20 protein-coding genes are annotated in these 21203 nt (G+C 63.7%); 6 read left to right on the forward strand and 14 right to left on the reverse strand.

Annotated elements, in window-relative coordinates; all coding sequences use genetic code 11:
- Nucleotides 1-217: 217 nt before the first annotated feature.
- Nucleotides 218-2683 (reverse strand): penicillin acylase family protein, encoded by a 2466-nt coding sequence (locus tag GR167_RS01175; protein ID WP_160971607.1) that lies wholly within the window; start codon nucleotides 2681-2683, stop codon nucleotides 218-220.
- Nucleotides 2684-2763: 80 nt separating this feature from the next.
- Here GR167_RS01175 and GR167_RS01180 point away from each other — a divergent pair, with 80 nt between their 5' ends.
- A complete protein-coding gene (locus GR167_RS01180; RefSeq protein WP_160971608.1) occupies nucleotides 2764-3636 on the forward strand; it encodes an NAD(P)-dependent oxidoreductase in 873 nt (290 codons plus the stop codon).
- Between the two features lie 18 nt (nucleotides 3637-3654).
- Here GR167_RS01180 and GR167_RS01185 read toward each other — a convergent pair whose 3' ends face one another.
- The 5 genes from GR167_RS01185 to GR167_RS01205 all read right to left on the reverse strand — a co-directional run bounded on the left by GR167_RS01185 (nucleotide 3655) and on the right by GR167_RS01205 (nucleotide 8426).
- Nucleotides 3655-3990 (reverse strand): SMR family transporter, encoded by a 336-nt coding sequence (locus tag GR167_RS01185; protein ID WP_160971609.1) that lies wholly within the window; start codon nucleotides 3988-3990, stop codon nucleotides 3655-3657.
- A 76-nt stretch (nucleotides 3991-4066) separates the two neighbouring features.
- Nucleotides 4067-4681 carry a YitT family protein gene (locus GR167_RS01190; RefSeq protein ID WP_160971610.1) on the reverse strand — a complete coding sequence of 205 codons (615 nt, stop codon included), beginning with the start codon at nucleotides 4679-4681 and terminating at the stop codon, nucleotides 4067-4069.
- Nucleotides 4682-4798: 117 nt separating this feature from the next.
- Nucleotides 4799-6013, reverse strand: coding sequence for a multidrug effflux MFS transporter (locus GR167_RS01195; protein WP_160971611.1), 1215 nt, complete (start codon nucleotides 6011-6013; stop codon nucleotides 4799-4801).
- A 136-nt stretch (nucleotides 6014-6149) separates the two neighbouring features.
- Nucleotides 6150-6794, reverse strand: coding sequence for a DsbA family oxidoreductase (locus tag GR167_RS01200; protein ID WP_160971612.1), 645 nt, complete (start codon nucleotides 6792-6794; stop codon nucleotides 6150-6152).
- A gap of 114 nt (nucleotides 6795-6908) precedes the next feature.
- Nucleotides 6909-8426 carry a class I adenylate-forming enzyme family protein gene (locus GR167_RS01205; RefSeq protein ID WP_160971613.1) on the reverse strand — a complete coding sequence of 506 codons (1518 nt, stop codon included), beginning with the start codon at nucleotides 8424-8426 and terminating at the stop codon, nucleotides 6909-6911.
- Nucleotides 8427-8488: 62 nt separating this feature from the next.
- Between GR167_RS01205 and GR167_RS01210 the strand changes: the two genes are divergently transcribed.
- On the forward strand, nucleotides 8489-9115 hold the full coding sequence (locus tag GR167_RS01210) for a helix-turn-helix domain-containing protein (protein ID WP_160971614.1): 627 nt from the start codon (nucleotides 8489-8491) through the stop codon (nucleotides 9113-9115).
- A gap of 7 nt (nucleotides 9116-9122) precedes the next feature.
- On the opposite strand, the gene GR167_RS01215 is transcribed toward GR167_RS01210, so the two are convergent.
- Entirely contained in the window at nucleotides 9123-10412 is a 1290-nt protein-coding gene (locus GR167_RS01215; RefSeq protein ID WP_160971615.1) for an Nramp family divalent metal transporter, read from the reverse strand.
- A gap of 168 nt (nucleotides 10413-10580) precedes the next feature.
- On the opposite strand from GR167_RS01215, the gene mntR reads away from it, so the two are divergent.
- Complete coding sequence (gene mntR, locus GR167_RS01220; protein WP_160971616.1) at nucleotides 10581-11006, forward strand: manganese-binding transcriptional regulator MntR; 426 nt, start codon at nucleotides 10581-10583, stop codon at nucleotides 11004-11006.
- A 129-nt stretch (nucleotides 11007-11135) separates the two neighbouring features.
- Here mntR and GR167_RS01225 read toward each other — a convergent pair whose 3' ends face one another.
- Both GR167_RS01225 and GR167_RS01230 read right to left on the reverse strand, forming a co-directional pair.
- On the reverse strand, nucleotides 11136-11249 hold the full coding sequence (locus tag GR167_RS01225) for an entericidin EcnA/B family protein (RefSeq protein ID WP_160971617.1): 114 nt from the start codon (nucleotides 11247-11249) through the stop codon (nucleotides 11136-11138).
- Between the two features lie 4 nt (nucleotides 11250-11253).
- Complete coding sequence (locus GR167_RS01230; protein ID WP_160971618.1) at nucleotides 11254-13068, reverse strand: extracellular solute-binding protein; 1815 nt, start codon at nucleotides 13066-13068, stop codon at nucleotides 11254-11256.
- Nucleotides 13069-13333: 265 nt separating this feature from the next.
- On the opposite strand from GR167_RS01230, the gene GR167_RS01235 reads away from it, so the two are divergent.
- Nucleotides 13334-14107 (forward strand): 3-hydroxybutyrate dehydrogenase, encoded by a 774-nt coding sequence (locus GR167_RS01235; RefSeq protein ID WP_160971619.1) that lies wholly within the window; start codon nucleotides 13334-13336, stop codon nucleotides 14105-14107.
- Nucleotides 14108-14248: 141 nt separating this feature from the next.
- On the opposite strand, the gene GR167_RS01240 is transcribed toward GR167_RS01235, so the two are convergent.
- The 3 genes from GR167_RS01240 to GR167_RS01250 form a co-directional block, all read right to left on the reverse strand.
- Entirely contained in the window at nucleotides 14249-14956 is a 708-nt protein-coding gene (locus GR167_RS01240) for a DUF502 domain-containing protein (RefSeq protein ID WP_160971620.1), read from the reverse strand.
- Nucleotides 14957-15061: 105 nt separating this feature from the next.
- Nucleotides 15062-15967 carry a pseudouridine-5'-phosphate glycosidase gene (locus tag GR167_RS01245; protein WP_160971621.1) on the reverse strand — a complete coding sequence of 302 codons (906 nt, stop codon included), beginning with the start codon at nucleotides 15965-15967 and terminating at the stop codon, nucleotides 15062-15064.
- Nucleotides 15964-16857, reverse strand: coding sequence for a PfkB family carbohydrate kinase (locus GR167_RS01250; RefSeq protein WP_160971622.1), 894 nt, complete (start codon nucleotides 16855-16857; stop codon nucleotides 15964-15966). The genes GR167_RS01245 and GR167_RS01250 overlap by 4 nt, the downstream gene beginning before the upstream one ends.
- 327 nt (nucleotides 16858-17184) lie before the next feature.
- Here GR167_RS01250 and rpsB point away from each other — a divergent pair, with 327 nt between their 5' ends.
- Both rpsB and tsf read left to right on the forward strand, forming a co-directional pair.
- Nucleotides 17185-17952, forward strand: coding sequence for a 30S ribosomal protein S2 (rpsB, locus tag GR167_RS01255; RefSeq protein WP_160971623.1), 768 nt, complete (start codon nucleotides 17185-17187; stop codon nucleotides 17950-17952).
- 81 nt (nucleotides 17953-18033) lie between these two features.
- Nucleotides 18034-18909, forward strand: coding sequence for a translation elongation factor Ts (tsf, locus tag GR167_RS01260; protein WP_160971624.1), 876 nt, complete (start codon nucleotides 18034-18036; stop codon nucleotides 18907-18909).
- A 426-nt stretch (nucleotides 18910-19335) separates the two neighbouring features.
- Here tsf and GR167_RS01265 read toward each other — a convergent pair whose 3' ends face one another.
- Nucleotides 19336-20091, reverse strand: coding sequence for a helix-turn-helix transcriptional regulator (locus GR167_RS01265; RefSeq protein WP_160971730.1), 756 nt, complete (start codon nucleotides 20089-20091; stop codon nucleotides 19336-19338).
- A gap of 246 nt (nucleotides 20092-20337) precedes the next feature.
- Nucleotides 20338-21093: a helix-turn-helix transcriptional regulator gene (locus tag GR167_RS01270; RefSeq protein WP_160971625.1), complete on the reverse strand. Its 756-nt coding sequence runs from the start codon at nucleotides 21091-21093 to the stop codon at nucleotides 20338-20340.
- Nucleotides 21094-21203: the final 110 nt, after the last annotated feature.

Consider the following 21203-nt stretch of genomic DNA (forward strand, 5'->3'; position numbering starts at 1 on the left):
GATCTTTCTCCCACGCGCCGAGACGGCAGGAATCAGGGAACACAGAAACATTGCCGCTGCCCCCCGGTGGGGGAGCGACGTCGGATACGTGTTGCCCTGTTAAGTTTGTTTTATTGGTTGGCCTGCGTCAAACGATCCGTAGCGCAGGCGACTCGTCAAAAAATTCGCGACGGGACCTAGCCGCATGCGAAACGGATTGCAAGCGACATTGAGAAATCTATTGCGGATTGAGCCGGGTGATCCCCTCGGCCGCCGCGCGGGCGAGGTCTTCGTCCAGCGACATCGGGATGTATTCGCCGCGCCGCCACAATTCGCCCAGATCGTCGTAATGGCGCGACAGGAAATGCCCCGATTGGCCGGTGGCGGTGATGAAGACCGAACTGTCGGGATCGGCGAAATCGTAAACGCCGCGATAGCCCGCGCCATGCACGTTGCGGAACGGCGCCTCGGCGCTGCCGCCAGTCAGCCCGCGCATCAGGGTCTGATCGCCGCCGGAGGTCGATTGGCGGATATTGACGAAGCTTTTCAGCACCGGCACCTCGCCCAACACCGGATGATCGTGGGTGGCCTGGTGCGCGTCGCCCCATCGCAGGCTTTCGAGCTGCTTGCCATATTCCTCGTCGATCCACAGCAGCGCGTCGTCCAGCGCCAGCCGCGCCATGTCGGTGCAGGTCTCTGTCGGCGCGCTCTGGATCACGTCGCACCAGACCGAGGCGCCGTTCACGTCGCGGAACACCCGTTCGATGAACAGCGGTTCGACATGCAGGAACTGGTCGGCCAGCGGGCCGATGTCGTCGCGGATCAGGCGATCCTGCAGCGCCCGCACCCAGGCCGCGTAAAGCAAAGGTTCGGGCAGGTGTTCGTTCATTTCGCCGTTCCAATTGGCCAGCAGCGACAGGGCGCGCTGGCGCTGGCGTTCCGGCGTGCCCTCGGGCGCGGCTTCGCCGGTGAACCACAGGTCGGCGCCAATGAGCGGCAGCAGCGTGCGCGCGGCGGGGCTGACCGTGTCAAGCTGGGTTTCGATGAAACTGTCGCGGGTATGCACCTGGCGCGACTGCATCAGCTTCTGCCAGCGCTGGATGCGCTGCGTGTCGCCCCAGTTGAAGGACAGGTGCAGCGGGAAGGGGCGGTCGACGATCTTGTTATTGGTGTTGCCGACGATGCCGCCGATCGGATTGACGAATTCGGGATTGGCGGCATAGGACAGCCGGCCCTGCCAGCGGTTGTCGTCGATCCAGCCGGGCGAGGGCAGGCGGCCCTGGCTTTGGTGATCGGCCGAGCGGCGCGGCATCGCGCCCAGCGTCTTCAGCGCGATCTGTTCGCCATCGGCCACGGTCAGGTTCAGCGACGGCGCGATCATCTTCTCGCCCTCGGCGATCGCCTGCTGCACGGTCTTGGCATACATCAGCCCGATCAGCGCGCTGATCGAGCTGTCCTCGGGGCTCAGCGCGGTCCAGGACAGGCTGGTGACGTGATCCTTGGGCGTGATCGCGGCCAGGTCGAACATTGACCCGGGCAGGACCGGGCCGTTTTCGGTCCAGCGCAGGGTCAGGGTCAACGGTTTGTCATCCGCCACGCCAACGATGGTCTTGCGCGTGACGAAGGGTTTGTAGCCGGTGGGCGTCAGGTATTCCTCGGCGTTGTCGGGGTTCAGTTTCTCGATGAACACGTCCTGATCGTCGAGATAGGAGGCGGTGATGCCCCAGCCCAGCTCGGCGGACCGGCCCGACAGGATCGCCGGGATGCCCGGGATCGTCGCGCCGATGGCGCCGCCTTCGACCAGGTCCAACCGGGCCAGATACCAGGTGCCTGGTGCGGTGAAATCCATATGCGGATCGTTGGCGATCAGCGTGCCACCCGCGGCGGACCGGCTGGCGGCGGCGGCCCAGGCGTTGGAGGCGCCGGCGAAATCGCGGTGCCGGAACGGCGACAGCGGGTGATCGGGCAGCGGTTTCGTCGCGGCAAATTTAGGCAGCGGCGCGTCGAACAGATCGGCATAGCGGGGCAGCGCGGCGATGCCCGCACCCGGCGCGTCGGGCAGAAGATCGGACAACCTTTCGGGATCGGGCAGCAGGATCGAGGCGCGGGCGCGCAGCACCTCGTTGTCGATCTGGCCGGTCATCTTCAGCGCCATCAGCTTGACCAGAGCGATCGAATCCGCCGGTTGCCAGGGTGCCACCGGCATGTTGAACAGGAACATTTCCGGCGCGCCGCGCCCCAATGCATCGCGGTTGATCTCGTCCAGCCGCGCATTGACCCCGTCGGCATAGGCCTGCAGCGCCGCGCGGGTGCGCGCGTCCTGCACCGCCAGCGATTTCTGCGCCAGCGGGTAGAGGTCGAGCCGCCGCATCATCTTGTCGCTGGCGACGGTGCGCGGGCCGAAGACTTCGGACAGGCGACCCTGCACGGTGCGGCGCTGCGTCACCATCTGCCACAGCCGGTCCTGCGCATGGGCATAGCCGAGGCCGAAAAACACGTCTGCGTCCGACTGCCCGAAGATATGCGGCACGTTGGCGTGGTCGCGCACGATTTCGACCGGCGCGCTGATCCCGGCGACCTTCAGGTCCTTGCTGTAATCGGGCAGCGACCGCGAGGCGAGGTAATAGACCGACAGCAGCGCCAGCAGCGCCAGCAAAATCATCCCGCCGGTCAGTCGCAGCAGCCATTTGAAGACGATTGCCATGCTCAATTCCCGTTCGCCCTTGCCTTTGGCCCGATAGCTAGCCACAAACTTGGCGAAAGACAAATGATTGGGAGGCTGTAATGGCTAAAGTTGCGTTTCTTGGGCTCGGTGTCATGGGCTATCCGATGGCGGGGCACTTGCAAAAGGCAGGTCACGAGGTGACGGTGTACAACCGCACCGCCGCCAAGGCGGATAAATGGGTGGCCGAATATGGCGGGTCGATGGGCGCGACGCCGCGCGAAGCGGCCGAGGGATGCGATTTCGTGATGTCCTGCGTCGGCAACGATGACGACCTGCGCGCGGTCTGCCTGGGCGACGACGGCGCATTCGCGGGCATGTCCGAGGGCGCGATCTTCGTCGATCACACCACCGTGTCGGCCAAGGTGACGGCGGAACTTTACGCGGCAGCCAAGGAAATCGGCGTCAGCTTCGTCGACGCGCCGGTATCGGGCGGCCAGGCGGGCGCGGAAAACGGCCAGCTGGTGGTGATGTGCGGCGGCGACGAAGACGCCTACGCCAAGGCCGAACCGGTAATCGGCGCCTTTTCCAAGGTCTGCCGGCGTCTGGGCGACAGCTGCGCCGGGCAAATGTGCAAGATGGTCAACCAGATCTGTATCGCGGGCCTCGTGCAGGCCCTGTCCGAGGGGCTGAACTTCGCCGAAAAAGCGGGGCTCGACGGTCGCGCGGTGATCGAGGTGATCGGCGGCGGCGCTGCGGGCAGCTGGCAGATGGTGAACCGCTACGAAACCATGATCGACGACAAGTTCGAACACGGGTTCGCGGTCGACTGGATGCGCAAGGACCTCAATATCTGCCTGTCCACCGGCGATGAGATCGGCGCGACTTTGCCGGTCACCGCGCTGATCGACCAGTTCTACAAGGACGTTCAGGCATTGGGCGGCGGCCGCTGGGATACCTCGAGCCTGATCAAGCGGCTGCGCGCGCTGTCGTAATCCAATAGGCGCGGCGCATCAGTGATGCGCCGCGTTCGAAAACAGGTTGATGACCACGATCCCGGCCAGGATCAGGCCCATGCCCAGGATCGCGGCAAGGTCCAGTTTCTGGCCGAACACGGCAAAGCCGATCAGCGCGATCAGCAGGATGCCCAGGCCCGACCACAGCGCATAGACGACGCCCACCGGCATCACCTTCAGCGTCAGCGACAACAGCCAGAAGCTCACACCATAAGCGACGATGACCAGCAGGGTCGGGCCAAGCCGGGTGAATTGCTGGCTGGCCTGCATCGCGGTGGTTCCGATGGTTTCGGCGGCCACCGCCGCCAGCAGGATCAGGTAGGTGTTGAGCATCGCATCGCTTTCCGCAGGACAGGGGATGGTCCTGTTTCCTACGGCCGTTCGGGGCGGTCAAGCCTGCCTTCGCGTCTCAGCTGACCACGTACCAGTCGCGCCGGTGGTTCACCGCGATCACGAAGTTCAGGATCAGCGCCCCCAGCAGCGACCAGACCACCAAAGGCGGCGCCAGCACCAGCAGCGACAGGGCGAACAGGCTCAGGTCCCAGCCCAGCAGGACCAGACCGGCACGGATGCCCAGCCAATCCTGCAGGATGACCGCCACGATCGACACCCCGCCCAGGCTGGCGCTGTGACGAAACAGACCCAGCAGGCCAACCCCCGCGACCACCCCGAACAGGATGGCGGACACCCAGGCCGGTACCGCGCCCAGCGGCAGCAGCGGCGGCAGGGCATCGGCCAGCAGGGACACGGCGGTGACGGTGACGAAGCTTTTCAGCGTGAAGACGAAGCCGCGCTTGAAGTAGGCGAAGAAATAGAACGGCAGGTTGACAAGGAAGAACACCGGCCCGAAGCCCCAGCCGCCCCAATAGGACAGCAGCAGCGCCAGCCCCGCCGTGCCGCCGGTCACCAGACCCGCGGCGCGCAGCACATGGATGCCAAGGGCGCATTGGACCGTGCTGAGGAACAGGCCCTGCAGGTCTTCCAATACGGTGTAATGCGGCGATGATATTTGGTCAGCTTTCATGACCTAAATTTGGCACAGGCAAGCCGATCCGTCCATATCGCTGGACGCAAAGCGGGAATGCTGCAGATGCAAAGCTCGCGGCCGATTTTCTGCCGCAGCGCAGCGACGCGGCTGGTATCAAGCGAAGCCGCGATCCTCGAGCCTGCGCATATATTGCAGCGCGCCCCAGGCAATCGCCGCCGCGACCGCGATGCCGATCGACAGCGGCAGCGGCGTGCCATTGAAGGCCAGCCCCACCGGTGCCGCGATGCCCGCGCCGATCACCGTGGCCACGCCGCCGCTGACGCTGGCCGCGGTGCCCGCGATATGGCCCAGCGGTTCCATCGTGATGGCGTTGAGGTTGCCCAAGGTCAGCCCGGTCTGGAAAAACACCGAGGTCATCCAGAACAGGAAGACATAGAACATCGGATCGCCACGCAGCCCGACCAGCCAGATCGCGGTCATCGCGAGTGACAGGCCCACCTGCACCCCGAGCGCAAGCGATGCCAGCGACCGCATGCCGAACCGCATCACCAGCGCGGCATTCAGCAGGCTGGCCGATCCCGACACCAGCGCCATCCCGGCGAACCAGTAGGGGAAGCTGTCGCCCTTGCCGAACACGTCGAAGAAGATCGGCTGGATCAGGCTGATCGCCATGAAAAGCAGCGCGAAACACAGGGTTTGCGCCATGATCGAATAGCGCACGGTGGGATGGGAAAACATTTCCTTCACCGAGGCCCAAAGCGTGCCCAGATGCAGCGGTCGGCGGGATTCGGGGGGAAGGGTTTCGGATTGCCGCAGCGCCAGCCAGCCCGACGAAAACAGCGCGAACAGGATGAAGGCGATGAAGATCCCGCGCCAGTCCGACAGCGCGATGATCCACGACCCCATCAGCGGCGCCACCGCGGGCACCAGCGTGAACACCATCATCGCGAAGGACATGATCCGCGCCATTTCGCGCCCCGAATAAAGGTCACGCACGATGGCCAGACCGACCACGCGCGGCGCCGCAGCCCCCAGCCCCTGGATCACCCGCGCCGCCAGCACCAGTTCCAGCCCCTGCGCGATATAGGCCAGGAAAGCGCCGGTGATATAAAGCCCGGTCCCCACCAGGATCACCGGCTTGCGTCCGAACCGGTCCGACAGCGGCCCGGTGAAGAAGGTGCCGACCCCCATGCCAAGAACGAAGCTGGTCAGCACCAGCTGCGCGCGGTTCACATTGTCCGGGCTGAGCTGCGCCGCGATCTCGGGCAGGGCGGGCAGCATCGAATCGATGGAAAAGGCGACGGTGGCGAACAGCATCGCCAGAAGCGCGATGAATTCGGCACGGGACAACGGGGCGGATCTTGACATGTGCAACCTGAACTGGTGACGGCTGTCAGCCGCTAACATGCGCCCCGGGGAAAGGCCAGACAGGGGAAACACGGTATACGCTGGCGCATATCCGCCATGCGCTCAGCTCAGCCCGCGGCGGGCAGATGGCCGCTCGTCAGTCTTCGGTCGCCATGATTTCGTCGATCACCTTCAGCCACAGATCGGTGGCCTGGGCGCCGGGCACAGCGTGCTGGCTGGCGACGATGAAGGTGGGCACCGAATTCACCCCCATCTGCCGCGCCGCGGCGTCGCGGTCGCGGATGTCCTGTTCATCGGCATCGGTGGCCAGCAAGCGGCGCACCATCGCGGCGTCCATGCCGCAGCTGTCGGCGATATCGGCCAGCGTGTCACGGTCGCCGATATCGCGCCCGTCCTGGAAATAGGCCCGGAACAGCGACGACACGATGGCGGTCTGCCGCCCCTCGATCCCGGCCCAGCGGATCAGCCGATGCGCGTCCAGGGTGTTGGGGGTGCGGGCGATGGCGTCGAAATTGATCTTCAGCCCGGCCTGTTCGGCGTGTTCGACCACCGGCAGATAGGCCTGAACGGCCTGTTCCTTGCCGCCGAACTTGGCCTCCAGATAGGCGCGCCGGTCGATGCCTTCGCGCGGCATGTCGGGGTTCAGCTGGAACGGATGCCATTCGATCACGAAAGGATGGTCCGGCCGCTGTTCCAGCGCCCGGTCGAGATAGGTCTTGCCGATATAGCACCAGGGGCAGATCGGGTCGGACAGGATGTCGAGCTTGACCGCTTTTTCCATCATCGGGTTCCTTTCGTTCAGCCGTCTACCTAGGGCGAAACCGGGCGGGATGGAAGGGCAAGCGGGCGCACGCCCGCTTGTGACGCGATCGTGCGATCGCGTCCCCCCTCTCGATCAGCCTGGAAACAGCGATTTGAGCGCCTTGCGCGACAGCTTGCCGTTGGGATTGGTCGGCAGATGGTCCAGCCGCACCCAGGCGCGCGGCTGCTTGTAGCGGGCCAGGTTGTCCTGTGCGAAACCGTTCAGCGCGGCCTCGTCCAGCGGCGCGTCCGAGGTGTAGAAGGCCACGATGATGTATGTGTCGGGTTTGATCTCCACATCCGTCACGCCGATTTCGCGGATGCCGGGGCAGTGATGCAGCGCGGTTTCCACCTCCAGCGGCGACACCCGGTAGCCGCCCGCGTTCATCATGTCGTCGCCGCGCCCGGCATAATCGATCTGCCCGTCTTCACGCATCACGCCATGATCGCCGGTCAGGAACCAATCGCCCTGGAACCGGGCCCTGGTTTCGTCTTCGGCGCCATAATAGCCCAGCATCAGCCCGGGATCGCGGCGGTCGATGGCGATGACGCCTTCCTCGCCGCGCGCAACCGGCCCGTCGGGGCCGAGGATGGCGATGCGGCGGCCCTGTTGCGGCTGGCCCAGCGATCCGCCCGTTGCAGGACTGGCCGGGCTGGCGGAGATGAAGGTGGAACATTCCGACATGCCGTAGGCCTCGAATATCTGCTTTCCGCCGGTGGCCTCGGCCCAGCGGCGCCGCAGCGCCTCGGATAGCTTTTCCCCGGCGGCCAGCCCGTGGCGCAGCTTGGGCAGGTCGAGCGTGTCATGGTGATTGAGAAGCTTGCGGTAAACCCCGGGGGCCGCTGCAAAAATCGTCGCGTCATGGCGTTTCAGCAGCAGCGGCAGCGCCTCGATCGGCACGTCCTTGGCGGGGATCAGCGCGGTGGCGCCGACCGACCACGGGTCCATCAGCCCGGTGCCCAGGGTGAAGGTCCAGTTGAACGCGCCCGCATGCAGCAGCCGGTCGTCGGGGCCCAGCCCGTACCAGCCCTGGTGCATCATCCGCCGGGCCCAGATCGCCCGGTGCGCATGGCAGACCGCGCGCGGGTTGCCCGAAGTGCCCGAGGTGTAGATGATATAGGCCAGCCGGTCCGGATCGCCCATGTCATACTCAGACGGCGGCAGGTCGCGCATTTTCAGCAGGTCGTCGGTGCCGATCACCGGCAACCCGGTGTCATCCGGGCAGGCCACATCCTGATCGCGCAGGATACCGGCGGGCGACAGCTGCGCCACCATCTTGGCCACTTCCGGCGCGGTCAGCATCGACGAGGTCGGCACCGGCACCATCCCGGCGGCGATCGCCGCCAGGTAGGCGATCGGGAACTCGACGGTATTGCCCAGCCGCATCAGCAGGATGTCGCCCGGTTTGAACCCCGCCTGCTTAAGCCCCGTCGCGGTGCCCAGAACGGCCGATTTCAGCTTGGCGTAGCTCCAACGATCCGACCGGGTCGGCGACAGCACCGCCAGCGCGATCTTGTCCGGCAGGGCATCGGCATGGGCCAGCACATGGGCGGCCATGTTGAACGGGGCGGGGCAGGGCGCGGGCGCGCCGTCATCGAATATCGCTTCCATGAGCATGATCTACGCAAGCCGCGCCCCCGTTGCAAGAAATCGCGGCGCTGCTATGAAGGGGCATGAACCAAAACCGCGACCCCAAATCCCTGATCCGCATCGCCCGCGAAACCGGGCCGGAGATCGCGCCGGAACCTCTCGACCTGCCCGAACGGGTGCGCGAGCTGCGCAAATCGCGCGGTCTGACGCTGGAACAGGCCGCCAATCAGGCCGGGCTGGCGCGCTCGACCCTGTCGAAGATCGAAAACGGCCAGATGTCGCCCACCTACGAGGCACTGAAGAAGTTGGCGACGGGGCTGGAAATTTCGGTGCCGCAGCTGTTCACCCCGCCGATGCGCGAAAAGGTCAACGGCCGGATGACCGTGACCCGATCCGACGAAGGCGTGGCGCAGGCCACCGCCACCTATGAGCATGAATTGCTGTCCTCCGGCCTGACCAAGAAGCAGATGCTGCCCTATCGCGCCCGGGTGCGCGCCCGCAGCATGGAGGAATTCGACGGCTGGGTGCGCCATGACGGCGAGGAGTTCCTGTATGTGCTGACCGGGGTGATCCGGCTTTACACCGAATTCTACGAACCGGTCGAGATGCGCCGCGGCGACAGCGCCTATTACGATGCCACCATGGGCCACAACGTGGTGTCGGTCAGCGAAGACGACGCCACCATCCTGTGGGTGACCTCGCTGGCGTGATCCCCGCCTAGCCGGCGAGGAACGGGATCGGGACGCCGAAGGCTTCCGCCAGCAGCACGAAATTCAGCCCCAGCACGGCGCAGGCCCCCAGGGCGGCCAGCACGCGGATCAGCGGCCCGGCGATGAAATCGCCCATGATGTCGCGCCGCGAGGAAAAGATGATCAGCGCGATCATCGGCACCGGCAGGGCGATGGACAGCACCACCTGGCTCATCACCAGCGCCTCGGTGGCGTTGACGCCCATGCCGACAACGGCAAAGGCCGGAACCATCGTCACCAGGCGGCGCAGCCAGATCGGCACCCGGACATGCAGGAAACCCTGCATGATCATCTGACCGGCCATGGTGCCGACGACGGAACTGGATATGCCCGAGGCGATCAGCGAGGTCAGGAACATCGCCGCCGCCGCCGCGCCCAGCAGCGGCGTCAGGGTGTGATAGGCGGTTTCGATCTCGGCCACCTCCGCATGGCCCTGGTGGAAGGCGCTGGCCGCCATCATCACCATCGCCATGTTGACCATCCCGGCCACCGCCAGCGCCAGCACCACCTCGACATTGGAAAAGCGCAGCACCTTGCGGCGGTCCTCGTCGTGGCGGATCTCGGCGCGCGACTGGGTCAGACCCGAATGCAGGTAGATCGCGTGCGGCATCACGGTGGCGCCGATAATGCCGACGGCGATGGTCAGCGCGGCGGCATCGGGCAGGGCGGGCTGCATCATGCCCATCCCGGCCGCGCCCCAGTCGACCGGGGCGATCAGCAGTTCGGCCAGGTAACACAGCCCGATCACCCCGACCATGGCGCCGATGATCATTTCCATCGGGCGGAACCCTTGGCGTTCGAAAATCAGGATCGCGTAGGTCACGATGGCGGTGATCACCATGCCGACCATCAGCGGCAGGTTGAACAGCAGCGCCAGCCCGATCGCACCGCCAAGGAATTCGGCCAGGTCGGTGGCCATCGCGGCCACTTCGCTGATCGCCCACATGATCCAGACCACCGGTTTGGGGAAATTGTCGCGCGACAGCTCGGCCAGGTTCTTGCCGGTGACGATGCCCAGCCGCGCAGACAGCGCCTGGAACAGCATCGCGATCAGGTTGGCCAGCAGCACCACCCACAGCAGGGTATAGCCGTAACCGGCCCCGGCCTGGATATTGGTGGCGTAATTGCCCGGGTCCATATAGGCGACCGAGGCGATGATCGCCGGTCCGGCGAACAGCAGCTTGCTGCGCCAGCCGCGGCGTTCGCCGCTGAGGACGGCGGAGATACCGCTACGGGTCTTTTGGGTGAGGTTCTGCATGGCGGATTCGGGCTTGCATTCACTTTGCGCCGATTTATAGCCATTGCTATATTTCCTGCAATCGGAAAACTGAAATTGCCTCGACTTGTCGCAGGGGATTTCCTGCTGGTGAAATTGATAAGCCATGGCTATAAAGTCTTCCCATTCCGACCAAAGGACGTCAGATCAATGCCGGACACCCCGATCCCCGCTCAGGAACAAGCCGACCGTTTCGCCCGCGCCCGCGAGGCGCAGTCGGTTGCCTTGCTGGAAGATTATGTCGAGATGATCGGCGATCTCCACACCGAGCTGGGCGAAGCGCGGGTGGCCGATATCGCCGAACGGATGGGGGTGGCGCAGCCGACGGCGACCAAGGCGGTGGCGCGGCTCAAGCGCGAGGGGTTGGCGACGTCGCGCCCCTATCGCGGCGTGTTCCTGACCGAGCAAGGGGCCGCGCTGGCCGACCGGGTGCGCGACCGGCACAGAACCGTCGTGGCCTTCCTGGTCGCGGTCGGCGTGCCCGAAGAGGTGGCCGAGATGGATGCCGAAGGGATCGAACACCACGTGTCCGAACATACCTTGGCGGCGTTCGAAACCTACCTGGCGAAGGGCTGACGCGCGGAGCGTGGCATCATTGCGAGAAAGGCTGCGCCCCAAGGGGCGCACGCATGTTTGTCTCGGCTCTGGCCTGCGGCCGCCGCCTCGGGCTTGCCTCCGGCGGGGATATTTCTGAACAGAAGAAGCTCAGAACCAGGTCTGAACCCGGCGCGCGCCGCCCGAGATATCCTGGCCGATCCCATCGACCGTGGCGCAGCTGGCCAGGGTTGCGATCAGCAAAACAAGGGTTAGTTTCTTCATCGGTTCATTCCTCGTACCACCAGACATCCGGCATCCAGGTCAGCCGTGCGCCATAGATCGGTGTGTTGGCCGGAAAATGCAACGCCTTTGAATGGGCGATGCGGTCGGGGCCGAAGCCCCAGATCGGGATTACATAACGCCCGGCCGTCAGCAACCGGTCGAGCGCGCGTGTCGCGGCGGTGAAATCATCGCTGCTGCGCGCCGTCAGCATGGTGTCGATCATCGCGTCGATGGCCGGGTTCTTGACGCCCGCCAGGTTGCGGGTGCCGTCCAGGTCGGCGCCCGCAGAGCCCCAGTAATAGCGCTGTTCGTTGCCGGGGCTGAGCGACAGATCGCGGCGGAGGCGGATCATGTCGAAATCGAGCGCGCGTTCACGGGTGGCGTATTGGGCGTTGTCGACCGTGGCGATCGACATGTCGATCCCCAGCCGTTGCAGCGCCGCCCGGTAGATTTCCATCGCCGCCTGGCCGCCGCGATCGCCCTGGCGCAGCATCACCTCGAAGCGAAAGGCGGTTCCGTCGGCATTGACCAGCTGCCCGTCGCGCACCGACCAGCCCGCCTGGTCCAGCAATTCGACCGCGCGGCGCAGGTCGCGGCGGTTGCGCGCGGCCTCGTCGCCCTTGGGCAATTCGGGGCCTTCCAGCGTGCCGGGCAGCAAATCGGCTTCGAACGGTAACAACAGATCGCGCACCTTGCCGGTCGCGGGTCCCGGACGCATGCCCAGTTCGGAATTGGCGAAATAGGAGGTGATGCGCGCCTGCCGCCCGCCGGTCAGGGTGGCGTTGATATAGGGGAAATTGAACGCCAGCAGCAGCGCTTCGCGCACCCTCCAGTCGGAAAAAAGCGCCTTGCGGGTATTCATCGCGAAGCCGGTCATGCCGGTGGGGCGGCGGTTTTCGATTTCCGATTTCACCACCGCGCCGGAAGACACAGCGGGGAAATCATATTGCGACGCCCATTTTTCCGCGTTGAATTCCCGCTGCGCGGTCAGGATGCCGGCCTTGAAGGCTTCGAACAGCACGGATTCGTCGCCGAAGAACTCCAGCCGGATTTCATCGAGATTGGCGACCCCGCGTCGCAAAGGCAGGTCCTTGCCCCAGTAATCGGGATTGCGGCGGAAGGTGACGAAGCGGCCCTGTTCATAGTCTCCCACCACATAGGGGGCCGAACCGATGGGGATGTCCTGCAGGCTGGAGTTGGCGAAATCCCGGCCTTCCCATTGCGCCTTTTTCAGGATCGGGCGCAGCCCGGCGATCAGCGCCAGTTCACGGTCTTCGACGTTGAAGCTGATCTTCAGCGATCGCGGCCCGGTCTGTTCGATCTTGTCGATCTTGTTGTGAAATCCAAGATAGCGCGGATGCCCCGAGCGCCCGAGCGTTTCATAGGACCAGATCACGTCCTCGACCGTGACCGGGCTGCCGTCGGAAAACCGCGCTTCGGGGCGCAGGGTGAATGCGACCCAGGAGCGGTCCTCTGGCACCTCGATCGATTCCGCCAGCAACCCGTAGAGCGAAAAAGGTTCGTCCCAATTCCGGCCCATAAGCGATTCGTAACTCAGGAATCTCTGTAACCAGGGAACCGTTCCCTTGCGGATGAACGGGTTCAGCGAATCGAATCCGCCCGTCGTTCCCTCGACCAGGCGGCCTCCTTTGGGCGCCTGCGGGTTGACATAGGGCAATGCGCTGAAATCAGCCGGCAGCGCCGGTTCGCCATACATCGCGATTCCGTGACTGGGACCGGCCTGCGCGTGGGACCCCAATAAAACAAGCGCCGCGGCCCCCATGACCCGTGTCAAGGATCGGAAAATCTCTGATCTCATTGCGGCAACAATCCTACTCTGCCTTTATTTTCTTTGGACTTAGCCTAGGGGGGGATTCAGGCCAATTCAATTTTTTAGCTTGGAAGGTGGCGCTTGATTGCTTATAAAGGAGTCACTGCTCGATAGGTTTCTTGCCTGTATGAAACCTGCCTCAATAACTTAACGCCGGCTTCGTGCCGGCGTTTTTTTTGCGTATTTCTCCTGACTCGCAATCCCCCCGGCATTGGATATTCTGCGCCCGCACAATCGGGCAGAGGAGAGCTCCATGACATTGCAGGGAAAAACCGCCGTGGTGACCGGGTCGAATTCCGGGATCGGGCTGGGCGTGGCGCGGGAACTGGCGCGGGCGGGCGCTAATATCGTGCTCAATTCCTTCACCGACCGGGATGAAGATCACGCGCTGGCAGAGGCGCTTGGGACCGAATTCGGCGTCACCGCGCGTTATATCGCCGCCGACATGTCGAAGGCGGCCGATTGCCGGGCGCTGATCGAAAAGGCCGGGGCCTGCGATATCCTGGTCAACAATGCCGGTATCCAGCACGTGGCGCCGATCGACGACTTTCCGGTCGAAAAATGGGACGCGATCGTCGCGATCAACATGTCCTCGGCCTTCCACACCACCGCCGCCGCCTTGCCGGTGATGCGCGCCGCGGGCTGGGGCAGGGTGGTCAATATCGCGTCCGCCCACGGGCTGACCGCTTCGCCCTTCAAATCGGCCTATGTCGCGGCCAAGCACGGCGTCGTGGGGCTGACCAAGGTGACGGCGCTGGAAACCGCGGAGGAGCCGATCACCGCCAACGCGATCTGCCCGGGCTACGTGCTGACCCCGCTGGTCGAGGCGCAGATCCCCGACACGATGGAAAAATACGGCATGGGTCGCGAAGAGGTGATCAAGAAGGTGATGCTGGAACGCCAGCCGAGCCGCGAATTCGCCACCGTGGAACAGCTGGGCGGCACCACCGTATTCCTGTGTTCGGACGCGGCGGCGCAGATCACCGGCACCACGATCAGCGTCGATGGCGGCTGGACCGCGCTTTGATCTGAATTCGACTTGAGTTCGATTTGGAAAAAGGGGAGGGGGCTTTGCCCCCTCTTGGCCTTTCAGGCCAATTCACCCCCAGGATATTTATGAACAGAAGAAGGACTGGTGGGAGAAATCCGGGCGGGCGGTCCGCGCGGGTCAGGTCGCGGGCTTGGATTTCTTGTCCGCCGCCTGGGCCGGTTTCTTGGGGTTGGGATAGACCAGCCCGGCCGAGATCACCAGCTTGGCGGCGTCTTCGACGGTCATGTCCAGCTCGATCACGTCGGCGCGCGGGAAATAGAGCAGGAAGCCCGAGGTCGGGTTCGGCGTGGTCGGCACGAAGACGCTGAGCAGATCCTCGTCATCGGGGTAACCGGCGCGGGTCGCCACCTCTCCCTTGGCTTCGGTCGAGACGAAGCCGATGGCCCAGATTCCCTTGCGCGGATATTCCACCATGCAGGCTTTCTCGAAGCTGCGTTCGGACTGGGCGAAGACGGTTTCGGCGATCTGCTTCACCCCGGAATAGATCGAGCGCACCACCGGCATCCGTTCGACCAGCGATTCCGCGAAGCGGATCAGCGAGCGGCCCATCAGCCCCTTGGCGATCCAGCCCACCAGGATGGTGAAGAACAGGAAGAAGACGATGCCGACGCCGCGCAGGTTGATGCCGATATATTGTTCCGGCTGGAACCGTTCAGGCACCAGCGGCAGCACGACACCGTCGACCCAGCCCGCGAAGCTCCACAGGAACCAGATGGTCAGGCCCACCGGCGCGATCACCACGATCCCGGTCAGGAAGCTGGAACGCAGCCGGGCGAACAGCCCCGGACGGCGGGGCGGGGTTTCTGGGGTGAACGGCGTGTTCATATCTGTCTGGTCCCGCGAAGGTTTCGTAAGCGACAGCGTCTAGATAGGCGCTTTGAGGACCCGTCACAATGACTGTGATGCGCCGCCGCGCCGGTTATTTCACCCTCAGCCCAATTCGCGGGCGATCGCGGCGGCCAGCCGGGCGTTGTTCAGCACCAGCGCGATGTTTGCGTCGAGCGATCGGCCCTCGGTCAGCTCGAAGATCCGTTGCAGCAGGAAGGGCGTCACCTGCTTGCCGGTGATGCCCTGCGCCGTGGCTTCGCCGGTGGCCTGGGCGATGATCGGGCCCATCACCGATTGCGCGATCTCTGCCTCGGCCGGGATCGGATTGGCGATCAGCTGACCGCCGGGCAGGCCCAGCTGCGCGCGCATCTTGTGCGCGGCGGCGATTTCGGAAGCGCTGTCCATCCGCAGAGGCGCGGGCAGGTCCGAGACGGCGGACCAGAAGGCCGGGAAGGCGTCCTGCCCATAGGCGATGACCGGCACGCCGTAGGTTTCCAGCACTTCCAGCGTTTTTGGCAGATCGAGGATCGCCTTGGCCCCGGCGGCCACCACGGTGACCGGGGTTTCCGACAATTCGCGCAGGTCGGCGGAGATGTCGAAACTGTCCTCGGCGCCCTTGTGCACGCCACCGATGCCGCCGGTGGCGAAGACCTTGATCCCGGCCAGGTGCGCGCCGATCATGGTCGCCGCCACGGTGGTGGCACCGGTGCCGCCCGAGGCCATGCAGGCGGCCAGGTCGGCGCGGCTGAGCTTGGCCACGCCCTGCGCCTGGGCCAGCGCTTCGAGCTGTTCATCGGTCAGACCGGCATGCAATTGCCCGCCGATCACCGCGATGGTGGCCGGTGTGGCGCCGGCGGCGCGGACCTCGTCCTCGACCCGGCGGGCGGTTTCCAGGTTCTGCGGATAGGGCATGCCATGGGTGATGATGGTGCTTTCCAGCGCCACCATCGGGCGGCCCTCGGCCTTGGCTTCGGCGACTTCGGGGGACAGGATCGGGGCGTAGGTCATTGCGGTTTTGCTCCGGAAACATAGGCGGCGGCGGCGGCGAGCGCGCGGTCCAGCGCCTGTTCGCGGGCCGCGCCTCGGGTTTCGGCGGCCATATGGGCCGCCATGAACGTATCGCCCGCGCCGGTGACGCGGGACACATGCACCGCGGGCGGCGCGGCAACCACCACGCCCTCGGCGCTGGCGTCGCAGGCGGACCTGCCGCCATCGGTGACCAGCGCCCGCGCCGCACCGTGACGCAGCAGCGCCTGCGCGGCATCGGCGGCGTTGTCGAAGGTTGTTCGGCACAGGATGCCGGCCTCTTCGAGGTTGACGTAAAGCACCGCGCGGGGATGGCGCAGGAAGGGCAGCAGCCGATCGGCCTTGCCCGGCGAGGCCGGGGCCACGCGCAGGTCGGCGCGGGCGAAGGCGGCGTGGGTGGCGATTTCTTCCAGTAGCGACACCGTCAGGTTGCCGTCCAGCGCGATCGGTCCCTCGTAGGGGCTGTCATGGCTGCCCAGCGGGCCTTCGATCAGCGGGTGCAGGATATTGATGCCCGCCGCTTCCAGCGAATGCGCGTCGGCAATCGCCGCGATCAGCCCGTTGGCGCCCTCGACCGCCAGGTAACGGTCGGTGGGTAGGTCGTGGGACCGGTAGACATGGCGCGTATCGACACCGAGCCCGGCGCAGGCTGCCAGCAATTCGTCGCCCTCGGCATCGTGGCCGATGGCGGTCAGCACCGAGGGCGTCATCCCGAACCGGCCCAGGGTGACGGCGATATTCATCGCGACGCCGCCGGGCAACCGTTCGATCCGGCCCGGCATGTCCTGGCCTTGCCGCATTTCGGTGGCCGAGCGGCCGATCACGTCCCACAGGACCGATCCGATGCATAAGATATTCGGGGAAATCGTCATGGCATCGCTTTGACACTGAAAAATGCGACGCTTCAAGAGCCTATTGCAACCATGGCTAAAGGCCCGCAAAAGGATTGCGCAGGCGACAGGCCGGGGCCATCGGGAATCCCCTAAGAGGGGGGGAAGTCACGATTTGGCGGGTATTTTGCGCGTCTAACCCCGCAATTGCGGCGCTCGGGGGTTGCCAAGGCCGCGAATATCCCTTAAACGCGCGCTCACTTCACAGGCGGGGTTGGTCCTTGCGGGGAGACATCCCGTAACGGTCCACCGGTTGGGCGAATGCCCTAAAAGCCCCGCTCAGGCGCAAACCGGAAAAGGAAAATGGACATGGCGCTTCCTGAATTCACTCTGCGTCAGCTGCTCGAAGCTGGCGTTCACTTTGGTCACCAAACCCAACGCTGGAATCCCCGCATGGGCGAGTTCATCTATGGCTCGCGCAACGGCATCCACATCCTGGACCTGACCCAGACCGTTCCGATGCTGGACCAGGCCCTGAAAGCCGTTCGTGACACCGTCGCCAAGGGCGGCCGGGTTCTGTTCGTCGGCACCAAGCGTCAGGCTTCGGCCCCGGTCGCGGAAGCCGCCGAGAAATGCGCGCAGTACTACATGAACCACCGCTGGCTGGGCGGCACCCTGACCAACTGGCAGACCGTTTCGCAGTCGATCAACCGTCTGAAGACCATCGACGAGCAGCTGCAGTCGGGCGCGGAAGGCCTGACCAAGAAAGAACGCCTGAACATGGAACGCGACCAGCAGAAGCTGCAGGCTTCGCTGGGCGGTATCCGCGACATGGGCGGCGTTCCGGACCTGCTGTTCGTGATCGACGTCAAGAAAGAATCGCTGGCAATCGCCGAAGCCAACAAGCTGGGCATCCCGGTTGTGGCCGTGGTCGATACCAACTGCTCGCCCGACGGCGTTGACTATATCATCCCCGGCAACGACGACGCATCGCGCGCGATCTCGCTGTATTGCGATCTGGTCAGCCGCGCCGCTCTGGACGGCATGTCGGCACAGATGGACGCGGCTGGCGTCGACCTGGGCGCCCTGGAAGAGGCCCCGGTCGAGGAAGCTGCTGAAGAAGCGGCCGAAGCCTAAGCTTCTGTCACGAAACTGATACCGGGCGCGGGCTATTTCCCGCCCCGGGACCTACAATACTTATTCCGAGGAGAGCCAATCATGGCGATCACTGCTGCACAGGTGAAAGAGCTGCGCGTCGCGACCGGCGCGGGCATGATGGATGCGAAAAAAGCGCTGACCGAAACCGACGGCGACATGGAAGCCGCAATCGACTGGCTGCGCACCAAGGGTCTGGCCACCGCGGCCAAGAAATCGGGCCGCACCGCGGCCGAGGGCCTGGTGGCTGTTGCCGTCGAAGGCGGCAAGGGTGTTGCGGTCGAGGTGAACTCCGAAACCGACTTCGTCGCCAAGAACGCCGAATTCCAGGAAATGGTCAAAGCCATCGCCGGTGCGGCGCTGAACGTGGCCGATGTCGAAGCTCTGGTCGCGGCCGATCTGGGCGGCAAGACCGTTGCCGACACCCTGACCGACAAGATCGCCACCATCGGCGAAAACATGGGCGTGCGCCGCATGGCGTCGGTCGAAGGTGCCAACGTGGTGTCCTATGTCCACAACGCCGTTGCCGGCGGCATGGGCAAGATCGGCGTTCTGGTCGCGCTGTCGGGTGACAACGAAGAGTTCGGCAAGCAGGTCGCGATGCACATCGCAGCCGCCAACCCGGCCGCTCTGGGCGAAGCCGACATGGACCCGGCGATCGTCGAAAAGGAACGTTCGATCCAGATCGACATCGCGCGTGAATCGGGCAAGCCCGAGCAGGTGATCGAGAAGATGATCGAAGGCCGGATGAAGAAATTCATCGCCGAAAGCACCCTGCTGGGCCAGGCTTTCGTCGTGAACCCCGACCTGACCGTCGAAGCCGCCGCCAAGGAAGCCGGCGTCGAAATCACCGGTTTCGTGCGCCTGGAAGTGGGCGAGGGGATCGAGAAGAAAGAAGAAGATTTCGCAGCTGAAGTGGCCAAGGTCGTTCAGGGCTGATCCCAGCGATCTGCGAAAGAATCGAAACGCCCTGCCATACGGCGGGGCGTTTTTTTATGCGCGCTGCCCGGAGCGTCCGGTGGTGAGGCGGCCCGCATTTCGAGGCGGCACAAAAAAGAGCGGTGCCTTTTTCAAGGCACCGCTCCAAATATCGGATGCGCCCCTCAAGATTGGGGATGAGAAGGGGCGCATCCAGTGCTGACTTACGGTCCGACTATATTGACCGCAAGCCAGCGTCCGGTAGGACCGGTCGGAAAGAAGAGCCCTGGAATCGCAAGGTTCCTATCCGATTGTTCCCTGGCTAAAGCCACCACTCACGGAACGCTTTAAGTGTGCACTTTTACCGTCGGATAAAAAAGTAAGGGATTCCCTACCTTTTCGGATAGTGTCCGGTAAATTATTGAATTTTATTATTTTTTGAGGCGTTTAGACTTCGATCACGAACATCTGGTTCTGTAACGCAGCTTTCAGAACCGCTTGTGCGGTTGTTTCCACATTCAGCGCTTCGCGCGCAAGGCGCAGATGTTTTTCGACTGTAGCGGGCGTCAGCCCCATCAGCAGCGCGATATCCTGCATGGTCTTGCCGTCGCCCACCCACTCCAGTGCCTCGCGCTGGCGCTTGGTAAGACTGCGGCCGGCTCCCGAGTAGGGCAGGGTCATGATCTTCAGATGGGCCACATTGTTCATCACGATGAGATCGTCGCCATGCCGCTCCCACAGTGCATCGACGTCATCCTGGCAGATATCGGCCTGCGCCGTCAGCGCGATCGCCCCCTTGGACCGCGGTGAGATCGATTTGAAACTGACGGTGTAGCCAGCCCGTACATCCAAAGACAGATTGAAGTCGACCACCCGGCGCTCGGCTTCGCTCAGAGTACCGCTTTCCATCATCTTCGGCAGGATGTTCCAACTGCAGGCGCCTTCGTTATCCAGAACCCATTTCACCATCGGGGCGTGAAAATACAGACCTTCCCCCATGAAGACGTCGGTATAGGCCGGGGAATGATTGGTCAGGACGATAAAGTCCTCGGGATCTCCCAGGGAGGTGCCGCTACGATAACGGGTATAGCCATAGAGCAGCCGGTCGAAACCATACTCGGCCATCTTCCGAGTATGCATATCCCAAAGCTCTTCAATGCTTTGCGCATTGGTCATCGCTTTCAGATACTTCCTGAGGCTCATCCCATCCCCATTATTCCGGCTCCACGCGCCAAAAAAGCAGGCGAGTCCGGCCATGTAAAAACAACTCTAATGCCCATTTTTAACTTTAATGAATGGGAGTGTCGATAGCGGCTAAGATATGTTTTAAAAAATGTCGTTCAGCCGCAACTTTCAGCGAAATGCCTATTTCGCTGCTGTCATCCTCGGTTGATCAGCCCGCCTGGGGCAGGGCGGATCCCCAAGCCCTGACCCTTTTCAAACGTTCGATCAAACCTCAAAGATGAACATCTGGTTCTTCAGCGCCGCCTTCAGAACCGCCTGCGCGGTCGTTTCCACGTTCAGCGCTTCGCGCGCAAGGCGCAGATGCTTTTCCACCGTTGCCGGGGTCAGCCCCATCAGCAGCGCAATATCCTGGGTGGTTTTTCCGTCGCCGACCCATTCCAGCACTTCTTTCTGCCGTTTGGTCAGGCTGCGGCCGGTGCCGATATGGGGTAGGGTCATGATCTTGAGATGCGCGATATTGTTCATCAACACGATGTCGTCGCCGTGTTCCGCCCAGAGCTTGTCGATCTCTTGCTGGCTGATATCGGCCTGGGCGGTCAGCCCGATCACCCCCTTAGAGCGCGGTGAAATGGACTTGAAGCTGATCGTGTATCCCGCCAGCACGTTCTGCGAGATGTTGAAGTCGATCACCCGGCGTTCGCTGTCGCTCAGCGTTTCGCTTGCCATCATCTTCTGCAGGATGTTCCAACTGCAGGCGCCTTCGTTTTCCAGAACCCACTTCGTCATCGGCGCCTGAAAATACAGACCTTCGCCGATGAACACATCCGTGTAGGAGGGTTTGTGATTGGTCAGCACGATGCAATCTTCGGGATCGCCGAACGACGTGTTGTGCCGGTAGCGCGTGAACCCATAGATCAGACGGTCGAACCCATATTCGGCCATTTTCCGGGTATGCATATCCCAAAGCTCGCCGATGCTTTGCGCATTGGTGATCGCTTTCAGATATTGGGTAAATGCCATCCCATCCTCTTCTTGCCGGTTCGCCCGTATTGCGCGTTCGACCTTCTGACGAGCAAATAATGCAATAAAACATACATTATCTGAAACTTTGTTATTCTGTCGACAGACGC

Source organism: Thalassovita mangrovi, from assembly GCF_009857745.1.
Taxonomy (GTDB): Bacteria; Pseudomonadota; Alphaproteobacteria; order Rhodobacterales; family Rhodobacteraceae; genus Thalassobius; species Thalassobius mangrovi.

Excerpts from the sequence above, each read along its gene's own strand:
- GR167_RS01175 (WP_160971607.1), bottom strand. The coding sequence starts at position 2,683 with ATGGCAATCGTCTTCAAATGGCTGCTGCGACTGACCGGCGGGATGATT.
- GR167_RS01180 (WP_160971608.1), top strand. The coding sequence starts at position 2,764 with ATGGCTAAAGTTGCGTTTCTTGGGCTCGGTGTCATGGGCTATCCGATG.
- GR167_RS01185 (WP_160971609.1), bottom strand. The coding sequence starts at position 3,990 with ATGCTCAACACCTACCTGATCCTGCTGGCGGCGGTGGCCGCCGAAACC.
- GR167_RS01190 (WP_160971610.1), bottom strand. The coding sequence starts at position 4,681 with ATGAAAGCTGACCAAATATCATCGCCGCATTACACCGTATTGGAAGAC.
- GR167_RS01195 (WP_160971611.1), bottom strand. The coding sequence starts at position 6,013 with ATGTCAAGATCCGCCCCGTTGTCCCGTGCCGAATTCATCGCGCTTCTG.
- GR167_RS01200 (WP_160971612.1), bottom strand. The coding sequence starts at position 6,794 with ATGGAAAAAGCGGTCAAGCTCGACATCCTGTCCGACCCGATCTGCCCC.
- GR167_RS01205 (WP_160971613.1), bottom strand. The coding sequence starts at position 8,426 with ATGGAAGCGATATTCGATGACGGCGCGCCCGCGCCCTGCCCCGCCCCG.
- GR167_RS01210 (WP_160971614.1), top strand. The coding sequence starts at position 8,489 with ATGAACCAAAACCGCGACCCCAAATCCCTGATCCGCATCGCCCGCGAA.
- GR167_RS01215 (WP_160971615.1), bottom strand. The coding sequence starts at position 10,412 with ATGCAGAACCTCACCCAAAAGACCCGTAGCGGTATCTCCGCCGTCCTC.
- mntR (WP_160971616.1), top strand. The coding sequence starts at position 10,581 with ATGCCGGACACCCCGATCCCCGCTCAGGAACAAGCCGACCGTTTCGCC.
- GR167_RS01225 (WP_160971617.1), bottom strand. The coding sequence starts at position 11,249 with ATGAAGAAACTAACCCTTGTTTTGCTGATCGCAACCCTGGCCAGCTGC.
- GR167_RS01230 (WP_160971618.1), bottom strand. The coding sequence starts at position 13,068 with ATGAGATCAGAGATTTTCCGATCCTTGACACGGGTCATGGGGGCCGCG.
- GR167_RS01235 (WP_160971619.1), top strand. The coding sequence starts at position 13,334 with ATGACATTGCAGGGAAAAACCGCCGTGGTGACCGGGTCGAATTCCGGG.
- GR167_RS01240 (WP_160971620.1), bottom strand. The coding sequence starts at position 14,956 with ATGAACACGCCGTTCACCCCAGAAACCCCGCCCCGCCGTCCGGGGCTG.
- GR167_RS01245 (WP_160971621.1), bottom strand. The coding sequence starts at position 15,967 with ATGACCTACGCCCCGATCCTGTCCCCCGAAGTCGCCGAAGCCAAGGCC.
- GR167_RS01250 (WP_160971622.1), bottom strand. The coding sequence starts at position 16,857 with ATGACGATTTCCCCGAATATCTTATGCATCGGATCGGTCCTGTGGGAC.
- rpsB (WP_160971623.1), top strand. The coding sequence starts at position 17,185 with ATGGCGCTTCCTGAATTCACTCTGCGTCAGCTGCTCGAAGCTGGCGTT.
- tsf (WP_160971624.1), top strand. The coding sequence starts at position 18,034 with ATGGCGATCACTGCTGCACAGGTGAAAGAGCTGCGCGTCGCGACCGGC.
- GR167_RS01265 (WP_160971730.1), bottom strand. The coding sequence starts at position 20,091 with ATGAGCCTCAGGAAGTATCTGAAAGCGATGACCAATGCGCAAAGCATT.
- GR167_RS01270 (WP_160971625.1), bottom strand. The coding sequence starts at position 21,093 with ATGGCATTTACCCAATATCTGAAAGCGATCACCAATGCGCAAAGCATC.